The sequence below is a fragment of the Halogeometricum sp. S3BR5-2 genome, assembly GCF_031624635.1.
GTDB classification, from domain to species: domain Archaea; phylum Halobacteriota; class Halobacteria; order Halobacteriales; family Haloferacaceae; genus Halogeometricum; species Halogeometricum luteum.
Window position 1 is genome coordinate 120,274 of the sequence record NZ_JAMQOQ010000008.1, and the last position, 12,872, is coordinate 133,145.

The 12,872-nt window shown below is 59.9% G+C and carries 14 protein-coding genes and 1 pseudogene; 7 read left to right on the forward strand and 8 right to left on the reverse strand.

Translation table 11 applies throughout. From position 1 onward, the window contains the following. Window positions 1-49: 49 nt before the first annotated feature. The 3 genes from NDI79_RS22035 to NDI79_RS22045 are packed head-to-tail and all read right to left on the reverse strand — an operon-like array spanning window position 50 to window position 2,254. On the reverse strand, window positions 50-802 hold the full coding sequence (locus tag NDI79_RS22035; protein ID WP_310902078.1) for an ABC transporter permease: 753 nt from the start codon (window positions 800-802) through the stop codon (window positions 50-52). Then, window positions 799-1,473, reverse strand: a complete 675-nt coding sequence (locus NDI79_RS22040) for an ABC transporter permease (protein ID WP_310930776.1) — start codon at window positions 1,471-1,473, stop codon at window positions 799-801. Before NDI79_RS22040 ends, NDI79_RS22035 begins: the two co-directional genes overlap by 4 nt. Before the next feature lie 55 nt (window positions 1,474-1,528). Next, window positions 1,529-2,254, reverse strand: a complete 726-nt coding sequence (locus NDI79_RS22045; protein ID WP_233514217.1) for an ABC transporter ATP-binding protein — start codon at window positions 2,252-2,254, stop codon at window positions 1,529-1,531. Between the two features lie 502 nt (window positions 2,255-2,756). Here NDI79_RS22045 and NDI79_RS22050 point away from each other — a divergent pair. From NDI79_RS22050 to NDI79_RS22060, 3 genes are all read left to right on the forward strand, one after another. Next, window positions 2,757-2,978 (forward strand): hypothetical protein, encoded by a 222-nt coding sequence (locus NDI79_RS22050; protein ID WP_058365172.1) that lies wholly within the window; start codon window positions 2,757-2,759, stop codon window positions 2,976-2,978. 126 nt (window positions 2,979-3,104) lie between these two features. Further along, window positions 3,105-3,473 carry an SHOCT domain-containing protein gene (locus NDI79_RS22055; RefSeq protein ID WP_058365173.1) on the forward strand — a complete coding sequence of 123 codons (369 nt, stop codon included), beginning with the start codon at window positions 3,105-3,107 and terminating at the stop codon, window positions 3,471-3,473. 9 nt (window positions 3,474-3,482) lie between these two features. Then, window positions 3,483-3,776: a hypothetical protein gene (locus tag NDI79_RS22060; protein ID WP_310930777.1), complete on the forward strand. Its 294-nt coding sequence runs from the start codon at window positions 3,483-3,485 to the stop codon at window positions 3,774-3,776. A gap of 210 nt (window positions 3,777-3,986) precedes the next feature. Here the strand turns inward: NDI79_RS22060 and NDI79_RS22065 are convergent, their stop codons facing one another. Next, window positions 3,987-4,511, reverse strand: coding sequence for a winged helix-turn-helix domain-containing protein (locus NDI79_RS22065; protein ID WP_058365175.1), 525 nt, complete (start codon window positions 4,509-4,511; stop codon window positions 3,987-3,989). A gap of 198 nt (window positions 4,512-4,709) precedes the next feature. Between NDI79_RS22065 and NDI79_RS22070 the strand changes: the two genes are divergently transcribed. Genes NDI79_RS22070 through NDI79_RS22080 form a run of 3 tightly spaced genes read left to right on the forward strand, consistent with a single transcriptional unit; the run spans window position 4,710 to window position 7,515 of the window. Next, the gene (locus tag NDI79_RS22070) at window positions 4,710-4,925 is read left to right on the forward strand and encodes a heavy-metal-associated domain-containing protein (protein WP_058365176.1); all 216 of its coding nucleotides are present in this window, start codon (window positions 4,710-4,712) and stop codon (window positions 4,923-4,925) included. A 4-nt stretch (window positions 4,926-4,929) separates the two neighbouring features. After that, window positions 4,930-6,849 carry a heavy metal translocating P-type ATPase gene (locus NDI79_RS22075; protein ID WP_115819426.1) on the forward strand — a complete coding sequence of 640 codons (1,920 nt, stop codon included), beginning with the start codon at window positions 4,930-4,932 and terminating at the stop codon, window positions 6,847-6,849. Between the two features lie 12 nt (window positions 6,850-6,861). Next, window positions 6,862-7,515 carry a hypothetical protein gene (locus NDI79_RS22080; RefSeq protein WP_310930778.1) on the forward strand — a complete coding sequence of 218 codons (654 nt, stop codon included), beginning with the start codon at window positions 6,862-6,864 and terminating at the stop codon, window positions 7,513-7,515. Between the two features lie 32 nt (window positions 7,516-7,547). Here NDI79_RS22080 and NDI79_RS22085 read toward each other — a convergent pair. Continuing rightward, a pseudogene (locus NDI79_RS22085) lies at window positions 7,548-8,469 on the reverse strand (site-specific integrase); the annotation flags it as partial. A gap of 275 nt (window positions 8,470-8,744) precedes the next feature. Here NDI79_RS22085 and NDI79_RS22090 point away from each other — a divergent pair. Next, on the forward strand, window positions 8,745-10,001 hold the full coding sequence (locus NDI79_RS22090) for a tyrosine-type recombinase/integrase (protein ID WP_310930779.1): 1,257 nt from the start codon (window positions 8,745-8,747) through the stop codon (window positions 9,999-10,001). Between the two features lie 100 nt (window positions 10,002-10,101). On the opposite strand, the gene NDI79_RS22095 is transcribed toward NDI79_RS22090, so the two are convergent. From NDI79_RS22095 to NDI79_RS22105, 3 genes are all read right to left on the reverse strand, one after another. Continuing rightward, window positions 10,102-10,608: a DUF7970 domain-containing protein gene (locus NDI79_RS22095; RefSeq protein WP_310930780.1), complete on the reverse strand. Its 507-nt coding sequence runs from the start codon at window positions 10,606-10,608 to the stop codon at window positions 10,102-10,104. Beyond that, window positions 10,608-11,519 carry a ParA family protein gene (locus NDI79_RS22100; protein ID WP_310930781.1) on the reverse strand — a complete coding sequence of 304 codons (912 nt, stop codon included), beginning with the start codon at window positions 11,517-11,519 and terminating at the stop codon, window positions 10,608-10,610. The genes NDI79_RS22095 and NDI79_RS22100 overlap by 1 nt, the downstream gene beginning before the upstream one ends. Window positions 11,520-12,009: 490 nt before the next feature. Beyond that, entirely contained in the window at window positions 12,010-12,393 is a 384-nt protein-coding gene (locus NDI79_RS22105; protein ID WP_310930782.1) for a hypothetical protein, read from the reverse strand. Between the last annotated feature and the right edge of the window lie 479 nt (window positions 12,394-12,872).

Consider the following 12,872-nt stretch of genomic DNA (forward strand, 5'->3'; position numbering starts at 1 on the left):
GTCTGTAAATTCGTCCGTCTGCGGAGGTTGCCCTCTTTCGATTGCGTCGTCACGTCGCTCGAGTTCCTCGGTAGTACACCCAAATAGCGAGGAGTCCGACGACGAGGAGGTAGCCGAATCCCCAACCGAGCGACATAGCAGTATCGAGGTCCGTCGTGAGTCCGGTATCGACCATCACCCGGACAGGATGATACCCTGGGAAGAGTTTCATCCACCACTCGGGTTCCGACTGGACGAACAGCGGGTCCTGGAAGAGACCGATGTCGATCATCGGGAGGATCAACATGATCCACAGGCCGGCCAGACGGTTGAAGACGGCGCCGACGAGCATCCCAATAAGTCCGTAGGTAACTGAAAGGATGACCATCGCGGCGACGAACCACCACAGCTGTTCGGGCTGGAAGTCAACGAGCATCACGCCCACGGAAACGCCGACAACGACAAGCGTGATCACGGCGAGGACGCCGAACCGTGCGGCGATAACCTCGCGGGCGCGATAGCCGACGACCGCGAGGCGGCCGTCCGTATCTCTCGCCTCGCGCATCAGGAACAGGCCGGCCAAGCCAGCGATAAACGAGCTCGTGATCGGTGTCATGATCACGCCATGGACCTCGGGCATCCCTCGCATCACGGTCGTCGTCTCGCCGTCGACGAGCGTCCGGACCGGCATTTGGACGTCCTGGGTGACCGCAAAGGCGAGCGTGATGAACGACACTGGGAGAATCACCAGGAGCGCCACGAGGACGTAGTTACGGGCGTGTTCCCGGAGCCCGATACCGAACGCCGTGGCCGTTCGATTCACGCTGACCACCCCCCAGACGTGCGCATCGTCGCACCGAATACGGCAGTCACGAGGACGAGCAACACGAGAACGTATCCGCCAACGAAGGCGAGGTCGCCCGCCGCGAACGTGCCGTCGAAGACGGCCGACTGGAGAAGTTCTTTCGGATGATACAGCGGGAAGTACTGGACGAAGTCGGGGACATCCGCGGCGAGCGGGCTGTCGCCACTGAGGAACGCGTCCATCATCGCGAGGAACACGACGACGAGCGACCCCTCGAACAGCCGCGGAAGCACTGCGCCGACGAGCGCACCGAGGAAGGCGTAGACGACGCCCGCGAGCGCGAGGAACGCGAACACGAGCAGCGGTGCCTCGGGTTCGACGGTCAGCCAGAGGACCCCGAAGTTCACCCCCGCGACGACAATCGTGACACCCGCGAGAGTCGCCAGCCGCGTCGCAAGTAACGTCCTCGGCGAGTACCCGGTCTGGACGAGCCGTCGGTCGGCCTCCCGGGCACTGATCATCTGGACCAGACCCATCAGCCCAGCGATGATGGCGACGCCGAAGATTGCGCCGAGGACGCGCCCGAGATCGAGCGGAATCGCCTCGACGGTCGGCATCGGCGGTAGCCCCGCCATCGCCTGTCCCCACCCCTCGATGACCACGAGCGGCAGCACCAGCGCGAGGACCACGTTCAGGGGCGTCCTGAGGAACGTCCTAACGTTTGATCGAATGCCCACGGCGAACCTATTCATCGTCTCCCTCCCGGTCGCTTCGGAGTTCGCTCTCAGTTTCGTCGTCGGTCACGTCGTGAACCAGTCCGTTCCGCACCTCGAAGACGCGGTCGAGGCGACTCCGTTCCTCGATGAGGTGAGAGATCATGACGACGGCAGTGCCGTCGTCCGCGAGGTCCTGTGCCATGTCCCAGAATCGCAGGTAAGTCTCCCAGTCGAACCCGGTGTAGGGTTCGTCGAGCATGAGAACGTCCGGGTCGTGCATCAACGCGATGCTGAGGTTGACCTTCTGTCGGTTCCCACCGCTAAGCTGGTCGACCCGGTAGTCAAGGTACTGCTCGAAGTCGAGTTCGTCCGCCAGTCTTTGCTTCGCCGCGTCGATCTCCTCGCGACTCATCCCGTACCCGGCGCCGAAGAGCCGGAAGGTTTCAGAGACGGTCAACCGATCGTAGAGCAGGGGTTCCTGCGGACACCATCCGACGGTTCCATACCGTTCGACCGTGCCCGCGTCGTGGTCGAGAACCCCGACGAGAATCTTCATCAGCGTGGACTTGCCCGACCCATTCTCGCCGACGATGCCGACGATCTCGCCGGCACGGACCTCGATATCCGCACCGGTGAGAACGGGCGTCGACCGTCCCAACGGAAGTCGTGACCCGTAGGTTTTCTCGAGAACGTTGCCTCGAACGAGCGTCTTGCTACCATCGACCGTCTCCGTGGGCGCCGTGGTCATTTCCATACGTGGAAAGACGTTCTACTCATTCAATCGAATTGTTGTTAAGAATCGAAAGTTAACCCCGTCAAATTACCCTGAGATCGGGTTGTATCACGAAGAGAGCAATGGATAGCCAACGATTTGGCATTCCTTTTGTCTCCAAACAGGAGTAGACTTGGTCGGTAGCCGTCATGAAAATCAGACATCTATCAGGCCCCGAACATAGTGTTGATGCGGTTTTCAAGTCAGGGTTCGAGTATCCATGGATCAGTGCTACATCTGTGACTCGGAATGCGCTCGCGACGATGAGGTGTTCGTCTGCGAGCACTGCGGGATCTCCTGCCACCGACACTGTATGGCGGAATACGACACCGATGTCTGCCCGAAGTGTGTCGGCGAGCCGATGATCGGAGCGATCGAGTTCTAGTCGTTCCTTGTCACTCACACACCGCCTTCAGCCCGGAGGCGGAGTATATCGATGGTCAGCTGGCGAAATGCGTTTTTGACTCGTGCCCGTAGCACAGGTATGTCTACGACCGTCGAACTCCCCAACGTTGATGAGACGTGCGCCTACTGCAGGTCGCGTATCTTCGACCACGACCCGATCTGTGTGCGCGACTGTACCGACGACTGCGGGTCGCCGACCTACTTCTGCAACTACGCGTGTCTCTCGACCTACGTTGACGAAAACAACTTGACGACTGGCAACGCGTGTGAGTGGTCGCCCGACGACCCCGACTGCTGCTGAGTGGATTCGCCCCAAGCAAGACACAGAGCGACGTATTAGCCGCCACCCAACCTAGGAACCACCAACGGAGCAGTACTGGCCGTCCAACTTTATGAATGCAGCCAACGAAGTCCGTAGTGGTTCACTATGTCAAAAGAGCGCACGTCCGACGGCCTGCTCCGCATCGTCCTGATCGTCCTCGCGGTGATCGTCCTGTTCCCGCTGTTGATGATGGTGTTCGCGATGCCGATGATGGGCATGATGGGCTGGTGGTGGGGTGGTGGCATGGCCGGCGGCCTCTCACCGCTGTGGGGTATCGGAATGATGCTCGTCTGGCTCGTTGTCCTCGTCGGCATCGGCTACCTCCTCTATCGCGGCCTCGTCGGTGGTGTCGGGTCGTCGCTGACCAGCGATAGAGCACTCGAGGAACTCCGAGTGGCGTACGCTCGTGGCGACCTCTCCGACGAGGAGTTCGAGGAACGGCGTGCGAAACTCACCCGCGAGGAGTCGCAGTAGTCTGCAATCATGTCCTCGACAGTACAGCGACGCGAGTTTCTCACTGCGCTCGGAGCCGGCACCGCAGGTCTCTCCGGATGCGTTGGAAATCTCCCGGGCAGTGGCGACGGCGTCGACAGGACGATCTACGTCGGAGGCTACCACTGGGGCTTCGTTATCATCGGTGCGAGTCTGTTCGCCTACGACGTTCTCAAGAAACGCTTCGTCCGCCGTGACGAACCTGATTCCATCTCTGACGGAACGATCATCTCCCGGCGAATCTTCGCCGAAGGAGACGCGGGTTCCGAACTCGACAACGATTAACGCCCCCAATCACTCGTGTTTCGACGATATCGACGCTGTTAACGTTCTCTTCACGGCGTGCGATTTCATCTGCCAATTCGTTTCACCCGGGTGATCGTGCGCGACACGGGGAACACGGGTCCTGAATGGGGTGACCAGAAGATCCAACAACAACGGAGTCTCTCACCATGGACCGAGTCAGTAAATATCGTTATGAGTCACTGGCGTCGCTTACGATTCCCGCTGAGCGCGGACGAACGCTCGCCGCAGGACGGTCAGCAGGACGTACGTCTCGTACTTCTGGTTCCGACAGTGGTCACACGGCTGCATCTCCGTTGTGATCTCCTCGATAGATTCCTCGTACTCCTCCGTGAGATGGTTCAGTGCCTCCGTGACCTGCGGCTGGATAGCATCCGTCATCTCCTCCACGGCGGCATCAGCCGAACCCGGTAGTGAGTACGAGAGGACGATCGTGTTCGCGTGGTAGTACTTCGTCGTGCCGCCACGCCCCTCCTCAAAGCGGACGACGTCTACGAGCCCGGAATCGCGGAGTTCGTTGATGTGGTGCCGAACGGTGTTTTCGGTCCGCTCGATCCCTCGCTCGGTAAGTCGGTCGTGAACCTCGCCTGCCGTCCGTGCCTCATCGGCCAGTATGTCGAGGATCATCGCCCGCATCGGTTCGTCGATGGCGTCCGAGACGCGGGTATCCCTGATCGCGATGTCGTCGAGATGGTGGTCGGCGCCGGAACTGCTCATAGTGGGACTGCGAGACACGCGCGGGAAAAGGTAGCGGAGCATACGGCTGTCGAACGATTCGGCCGGGTGGCTGATCCTGTGGTCGGAGCGTGGAGAAGTCCTATACGACTCGTTTGACTGTTCCAACGCCCCATATTCCTATTCAAACATATCATCTAAAAAATATATATGGCAGTCCGGGTGCTACGTAGAACTGTGATGAACGAGACAACCCAACTCCGCGTGATGGACTTCGACTGCCCGACCTGCGCGAGCACCGTCGAACGCGCCCTCTCGAACGTCAACGGCGTCCAGAACGTGGAAGTCCACTACACGACCGGCCGGGTCGAGATCGAGTACGACGACAACGTCGCTGACCCCGACGCCTTCGCACAGGCCATCGAAAACCAGGGCTACACGCCCCAGCCCGCCTAGACCAATGAACGCACAAACGATCACCCAGTACTACCGGAAGAACCGGAAGGCCATCGTTACGGCGTCCAGCGGCCTGCTCTACGGTGCCGGCTGGAGCCTCGGCCACTTCACCGGCTTCAATACAGCGAGTGCCGGTATTCTCATCCTCGCGGCGATCATCGGCGGCTACGACATCGCCAAGACCGCCTACTACGAGGTCACCAACCGAACGCTCGGCATCAAGACGCTCGTGACCTTGGCGGCCATTGGTGCCATCGTCATCGGCGAATACTGGGAAGCTGCCGCCGTCGTCTTCCTGTTCAGCCTCGGCAGCTACCTGGAAGGCCGGACAATGCGGAAGACCCGGACGGCCCTCCAGGAACTCCTGGAGATGACGCCCGACACGGCCACAGTACGCCGCGACGGAGACCTCCAAGAAGTACCTGCTCACGACGTCGAGGAGGGTGAAGTCGTCCTCGTGAAGCCGGGTGGGAAGATTCCGGTCGATGGGACCGTCGTCGACGGCGAGAGTGCCGTCAACCAGGCGCCAGTCACCGGCGAGAGCGCCCCCGTCCACAAGGCCTACGGCGACGAAGTCTACGCCGGGACGGTCAACCAAGAAGGGGCGCTTGAAGTCCGAACGACGGGTGCGGGCTCGGATACGACGCTCGAACGCATCATCCGCCGCGTCGAGAAGGCCCAGGAGGCGCAGTCGCCAACGGAGAATCTCATCGACCGGTTCGCGAAGTACTACACGCCCGGCGTCATCGTGCTGGCGATCGGCGCATACGCGGTCACACAGAATGCGATCCTGTCGTTGACCCTGCTGGTTATCGGCTGTCCGGGTGCGCTGGTCATCGGACCGCCGGTCAGCATCGTCTCGGCTATCGGTAACGCCGCTCGGTCTGGCGTGCTGATGAAGGGCGGTGAACACCTCGAGCGCTCCGGCAAAATCGACCTCGTCGCCTTCGACAAGACGGGGACGCTCACGAAGGGCGAGACCACCGTCGCGGACGTCGAGGGGTTCGGCGTCGCCGACGACGAGGTCCTCTCGCTCGCGGCGACCGCCGAGAAGAAGAGCGAACATCACCTCGCCGACGCCATCGTCGACGCAGCACGCGACCGTCCGACCGCCGCAACCGATGGCGGAGCGGCGGTCGCCCATTCCGACGACGCGAACGCCGAACGCCGGTCGGTTCCAGATCCGGATGACTTCGACGTGGTCGCCGGGAAAGGTGTCGTCGCCCACGCAGACGGTCAGGAGCTCGTCGTTGGTAACCGGGCGTTGCTCGACGACCGCGGCATCGACGTTCCGGCTCATGTCGCCGAGTACGTCCGTAACCGTGAGGAGCGTGGTGAGACGGCCGTCCACGTCGTGCGGGACGGCAGCGTCATCGGCGTGATCGCCATGCGCGACGAACTCCGAGAGGTCGCTCCTGGCGTCGTTGCGGCGCTGCAGGATGCCAGCATCCAGACCGTGATGCTCACCGGCGACAACGAGCGGACGGCAGCTGCCGTCGCAGGGGAGGTGGGCATCGACGACTACCGCGCCGAACTCCTCCCCGAGGACAAACAGACCGTCATCGAAGAATACCAGTCCGACGGCCACGTCGTCGCGATGGTCGGCGACGGCATCAACGACGCGCCGTCGCTGGCGACCGCCGACGTCGGTATTGCGATGGGCGCAGCCGGCACGGACACCGCCATCGAGACGGCGGACATGGCGCTGATGGCCGACGACCTCGAACGCATCCCGTACGCGGTCAAACTGAGCAAGGCGACGCGCTGGAACGTCCTCGAGAACGTCGGGCTCGCGGTGCTGACCGTGACTGTCCTGCTCGCGGGCGTGCTCACGAGCTACGTTACGCTCGCCGCTGGGATGCTGGTCCACGAGGCCAGCGTTCTCCTCGTTATCCTCAACGGGATGCGACTGCTCCGACACTAACCACCACAACCAATGACAACTAATTCAACTTCGACTGACGCGACTCCCACTGGTACCGACTGGCAGGTCGACTACGAGGTCGACCCGATCGAGATCCGTGACCCCGTCGCGGAAGCCCTCGGCGTCCTCGAACCGGGCGACCCGTTCGTCATCACGTACGCGGACGCGGTGAAAGAGGCCGGGCACTCCTGCCCGACTGCCTCGGGCGCCTACCGAATCGTCCAGTTCGGGCTCGACGCCCTGTATTCCGACGACTATCCAGTTCGGAGCGAAATCGAGGTACAGGCGGCCGGCCCGCAGGACGATGCTGCGTACGGCGTGATGAGCCGCATCATCTCGTACGTCACTGGCGCGACCGAAGACGACGGATTCAGCGGGCTCGCCGGCGGCTACGGCGGCCGCCGCGACCTTCTCGTCTTCGACGCGTTCGACCCGGACACGGCGGAGCCGACGTTCCGGTTCCGGCGAACCGACACAGACGAGACCGTCGAAGTGACCTACCACGTCAGCGACGTTCCTGACGGTGGACCCGCAATCGGGAACCTCCAGGGGATTCTCGACGAATCGGCAAGCCACCAGCACCGAGAGGCCTTCGCTGACGCCTGGCACCGCCGGGTACAGACTGTCCTCAGCGACGACACGCTGTTTACCGTCGAAGCAGTGTGAACGCGACGGTCTCCCCCCACACTCGAAATAAGTTACTGCGGTACACTATCGATCTTCTCGAGCGCCTCAGTTGCAACGTCCCCTAGCTCGCCTGCCTCAATATGCGAATAGCGCTCACGAACCATCTCCTCAGAGTTGTCTAAGTACCGAGCAGCGACAGTGTACCCAAACGCGCGGACAAGCACCTCACCCATCCCTCGGCGACCACCGTGCGGGGCAAGATAATCGTGTTTCGGATGGTCGATGTCAATCTCTGCGGCCTCTGAGAGCCGTTGAAGATTCGATCGTGCGCCATCCGTCGTGATCGACGGCGGCCGGATATCCCCCTCAAGTGTCAAGAGAAGGTCGCGAGCGTACTTTTCACGACGCTCGGTAATCGATTCTGGGCGTTCCCCTCGTTCGGCTAGTTCTTCCTGGACGAGCTCTGCGAGCGTCCGTTGGTCGAATGTCGGAAACACCGGCCAGCGCTCCGTCGGCGGGTCCATCAGCTGGCGATAGCTTCGCAGCGGAGAGATTACCGGGTCGGGGAGACTGGCGGCGTCCCACTGCTGTTTCTTCCGGTAGACGTCCATACTCCCGTCGTCGAGCGAGAGGTCCTCCCAGCGGACGCCGCGCCGACGCGGGTCGTTCGGATCCCGTAGGAGTTCCCCGACCCGAACGGCGGTGTACGCGAGAACGAACACCAGAGCTCGGTCACGAGCCGCCTTCAGCGCCGCGTAGCGTCCTCGCTGCTTGTCGAGGGGGTCAGTTTCCTCCGGGAGTGTCGTGTACACCTCGACGGCGTCGCGGGCCCGTTCGTCGACGTGGCGCTGTTCGGACGTCCAGCTGCTGGTCGCCGGGCTTGCGGCCGTCGTCCTCCGGCAGTGGCGCCATCGCACTCGCCCGCTGCGCGTAATGCGCCTCGAGATAGCCCTCGTTGACGCACCAGCCACACCACAAATTTGTATAGCGGTATATAATTTATGAGTTGGCTAAAATGGCGCATTCTTGGGTTTGGACGTGTTTATCGCCGGTTTAGAGATTCAAATCGAGCCAGTAGAGCGTTTACGTTTAGTGCGATAAACGTAAACAGATTCAAGGGGGTGGCCGCCGTCTGCCACAGCGAACCCAATGCCTCCGCTCAAACCCCGGGATACAACCACTCAGAACGGCCCTGCGCGATATCGGCGCCTGTCGGCTCGTTCCCGAGAACCAACCCCACCCGAATTTGACTACAGCGAGGGATCGCGATGAGTTCCGACGAGAAGCATTCGCACTCAGGTGACGAACGCGGCGCAGCGGTACCTCTCGTCGATGTTCTCGAAGATTACCTCTCGGACAAGGGGAAGGGGCGCAACGGCGAGAGCGGACAGTATCGACGACATGCTGAACGCGAGGTGAATCGGCTCATCGAATTTCTTGCGGAGGATCGTTCGTCGTCATCGGTGACGTTTGAGGAGCTGTCCGTCGGTGATCTTCGTGAGTACGCGCGGTATCTTGCTCGGCAGGGGTGGACCGAGGGCACGGTACAGAATTACTACGCTCACGTCTCCGGATTTTGCGGTTGGGCGGCTCGCGAAGGCTATCTCTCGGGGAACATCGCCCAGCGACGCCGGGCGAAAGAGCCACTCCCCGAGGATACAGGTCGGAAGAGCGGAGAACAACAGGCCTGGTCGGCCGAGCATCGAGCACGTCTCCTGGAGTATGTGAACAAACAAGCACACGATGCCATCGACGCTGTCGCGGAGGACCGCCAAACGGCGATCAAGGCGACTCGTGATCGGGCACTCGTCTACATCCTTTGCTTCACAGGGGTTCGCGGCGCCGAGGTCCTCGCCGATGGAAACGACGATCGGCGCGGACGTGATGGATTGCGGTGGTCGGATGTCTCGTTCGAGGACAACAACATCCAGGTGCTCGGAAAAACGGGGAAATGGGATGACCGACCGCTACCAGACCCTGCTGTTCCTCCACTGGAGCGGCTGAAGCGCATCACAGACGCGTCAAGCGAGGAGTGGCCGGTGTTCCCGACCCTGGACTACCCGACACTGGTGGAGACGTTTGCCCAGACGATGACCGCCCGAAGATATGACCCGGCTGAAGTCGAGTCTATTCGCACAGAGAAAGTGAATGACGGCGAGGCGTCACCTCTCGAACTGCTTGCTGACTATGGTATCGAACCGCCTGCATTAACGACGCACGGCGCTCGCGAGGTCCTAAAACGACTCACGGCGGACGCGGACATCGACCTCGACGATAAACACGGGTATCTAGCTCCACACGGCGCTCGTCGTGGTGTCGGTGAGGTGCTCGTCCGGGCGTACGGTCACGCCGAGGCGGCCCGATACCTAGACAACTCCGAAGAGATCGTTCGCGAGCATTACTCGCACATTGAGGCGGGTGAGCTGGCTGAACGCGCTGAAGCCGCCTTCGCCGAGCACGATCAAGAGCTGCGAGGTCAACACGACGCCGGCGACGAGCCAACTTCCCACCCGGTCGACGAGTGACTCAGCCGGTGCTGCAGCTGCTGTATACCGATTTGTCGCAGTCAAACTTCCGAGGAGGATCTAGGGGAGAGAGGAGAGCGCGAATCTCGACGCTTGCGGGTTATTTATCCAGATATTCGATTCCCCACTCACGGAGTGTCTCGGCGACGAGTTCGGGGTGTTCCTGTGCGACTACCATCGCAGCTTCGCGCGCGTCACCCTTGTACACAGGACCATCAACGAGGTCTTGCAGGTCGTTCAAGAAGTCCTCTTCACCCTCTTTGACAAAGGGACGAACCTCGAGCAGCAGTTGCTTGGTTCGGTCCGCGTTCACCGACGCACCGCGCATCTGCCGTTGCACGAGGTACGGAAGGTCATCCAGATCGAAATCGCCCGACTGGGACGGTGTCACCGCCTGTGATTGGGTCTCTTCCTGTGGCATTTCCTCCGAAGATGGGGGCTTTGTGGTCGGATCGGATTCCGTCGGTGCGTCGGGTTGCGTCTCCGTCTCTGCTGCTCTCTCCTCCCTCTCCGATTCGGATGCTTCGGTCTCGTCCGTCTCTTCGGGCTCCTCGTCCGACTCCTCGTCGAAATCGAGGCTCCCAGTTCCCTTCTTCAACCCCGCCATTAGGACATCACCTCCGCGTCCTCAATGTTGAGTTCCGGCTCCTGAGGGGGTTCGACGCCGAACTCATCGGTGAGGTAGCTGGCAATATCGAGAATGGTCTCGAGCGTCTCGACTTCGCGCTCGCGGAGGCGACGGGTTCCCGCCTCCCCGTTGTGCCACGCTTCCTCGACGACTTTGAACGCCGTGCCTTGGGCATCCCACATCTCGTCCATCATACTTTGTCGCTCGCCAATCGTCGCGGCGATACCGTATTCATCTTCCATTTCTTCGATGTAGCGGTTGTGTGTGCTGGTTGTACCGGCACCCGAGAGGATGACTGCGGCGACGCCGACGTCGATCCCCAGGTTCTCACTCATACTCTCTAAGAGCCCTGCGAGCCCTTCGAGGCTCTTGTTGCCCTTTCCAGCGGGTTTACTCGGTGATACGAGTGTTCGAGTGGCATAGATGGCGTTATACAGCATAATCTCAGCACGAGCGTTCGGGTCGATGATGACGACGTCGTAGTCGTCCTGGACGTTGTTCTCCTCCCAGAGGACGTTATAGAGCTGCTCGTACCGGTTGAATTCGTCGCCCATATTCTCCTCGAAGCGTTCACGTTGGAGGAGAAGTTCGGTGAATTCCTCGAGCATATCGTGCGCCGGGAGGACGTCGACTCCCTCGTCGGTGCTGCGAATGAGGTCCTCGAAGTCACCGTCGGGTCGTCCGAGGACGTGTCGGACGAGATTGTCTGCCTCGGGATCGTCACGCCCCTCCTCAACATCGAAGAGGTAGGTGAGATTGGCGGCCTGGTGGTCGAGATCGATGACGAGGACATCGAATCCCTGTCGAGCGTGAGCCTCGGCGAGGTTCGCTGTCCACGTTGTTTTGTGGATTCCCCCTGATTCCGAGTAGATGGTATAGGTGATGGGCATGTGTTCTCCACATCGGTCGTTCGCATAATAAAGGTACGTCAGACATACGGCTAACCCATTCACCTAATTCATCCACATAATTTACTTACCTAATCAATAGATCCAATTACCCCACCCAATGTATGTTGATAATGGTTTTAGAGAATCCATCCACCCACCAGGAGGCACTACATTCAGATTATAAATTCAGATTAGGTTATCACATAATACACCCAAGTAGGACAGTAGGGCGTTAATACAGGACTTTCGTGGAGCCTCCCGAGAACCACCCACCAGATAGAATATTAGGTGAATTGATTAGGTGCATAGATTAGGTATATGAATTGAACGGATGGATTTGATGCGTGGGTTAGAATAGCTCTCGCGAGCAACGAAGAGACAGGCGAGAAATAGCGCTTCCTCTACCCACTATGAGGAACAGATATCACACAATAGGAAATTGATCAGTAGATCCTCCGTCACCAGAAAGGCAGAAATACCAGAGACGGCTCTAATCAGCAGCCTCTGTCGGTTCTTCCCAAGGAATATCCTGCTTATGGACTACTGCAAGCTTTGAGCTGTCATCGTCTTCGATTACACTGAGTCCCCGCTGAACGAGGGTATGCACCTGCCCAGCAGACTCTGGGAACGAAAATTGGTCATCCTCCGCGTCTGCGCGAAGCTCCAGATAGTGAAGATACAACCTGAACCTGGTATCCGCCCCAATCGGCCACCACACTGTGCCAATTTGACCATCGATCTGATCGTCCCACTGCTCCACTAGTTCACGAAGATCGTCGACGAGCTCCTCACCCGAGGCACGGAGGCGAAGAGATGGTTCTCCCTCACGCTCTATATCATCAATGACCTTCCGAAGAAGTGGCTCTGACTCCACGGCAGTCGGGGAGGTTTGATCCGCTTCGAGAAGCTGTTCTAAGCGCCGAGTTCCTCCCGACGGGCAGCGACAGCATACGCCACGTTGTACTCATCGTCTGGAAAAATTTCGTGCTGCGCTGGCTGCTGCGGTTGATGCACGGAATCGGTGGTGGATGAACTAAACAAGGTCTCGAAGAGGCCCATATTGGGCGTCCGAAAGGCATCTATAAGTACTTCGTGCCAACGTTCCCAGACACCTCGACTCGAATAGTTAGGACGGTTCGTATGAACCCCATCCCGCTATATGTAGAGCGACACCCACCAGTCGAAATCCTGGTTTACGTAATGTGCATCTAGAAACTAGCCAAGTACTTGATGAGTGGCTAACCGACTAGAAGCCACTCCGACCGAATCGTACCCGCTATTGACGTCTCAACAGAGCTTCTTCACTAGGTTGTGTGGCTCTCAATAATGAGGTTCGTTGATATAAACAGCAAC

Bases quoted from the DNA above. Each gene is read 5' to 3' on its own strand.
- NDI79_RS22045 (WP_233514217.1), bottom strand. From the start codon at position 2,254: ATGGAAATGACCACGGCGCCCACGGAGACGGTCGATGGTAGCAAGACG.
- NDI79_RS22050 (WP_058365172.1), top strand. From the start codon at position 2,757: ATGTCTACGACCGTCGAACTCCCCAACGTTGATGAGACGTGCGCCTAC.
- NDI79_RS22055 (WP_058365173.1), top strand. From the start codon at position 3,105: ATGTCAAAAGAGCGCACGTCCGACGGCCTGCTCCGCATCGTCCTGATC.
- NDI79_RS22060 (WP_310930777.1), top strand. From the start codon at position 3,483: ATGTCCTCGACAGTACAGCGACGCGAGTTTCTCACTGCGCTCGGAGCC.
- NDI79_RS22065 (WP_058365175.1), bottom strand. From the start codon at position 4,511: ATGAGCAGTTCCGGCGCCGACCACCATCTCGACGACATCGCGATCAGG.
- NDI79_RS22070 (WP_058365176.1), top strand. From the start codon at position 4,710: ATGAACGAGACAACCCAACTCCGCGTGATGGACTTCGACTGCCCGACC.
- NDI79_RS22075 (WP_115819426.1), top strand. From the start codon at position 4,930: ATGAACGCACAAACGATCACCCAGTACTACCGGAAGAACCGGAAGGCC.
- NDI79_RS22080 (WP_310930778.1), top strand. From the start codon at position 6,862: ATGACAACTAATTCAACTTCGACTGACGCGACTCCCACTGGTACCGAC.
- NDI79_RS22090 (WP_310930779.1), top strand. From the start codon at position 8,745: ATGAGTTCCGACGAGAAGCATTCGCACTCAGGTGACGAACGCGGCGCA.
- NDI79_RS22095 (WP_310930780.1), bottom strand. From the start codon at position 10,608: ATGGCGGGGTTGAAGAAGGGAACTGGGAGCCTCGATTTCGACGAGGAG.
- NDI79_RS22100 (WP_310930781.1), bottom strand. From the start codon at position 11,519: ATGCCCATCACCTATACCATCTACTCGGAATCAGGGGGAATCCACAAA.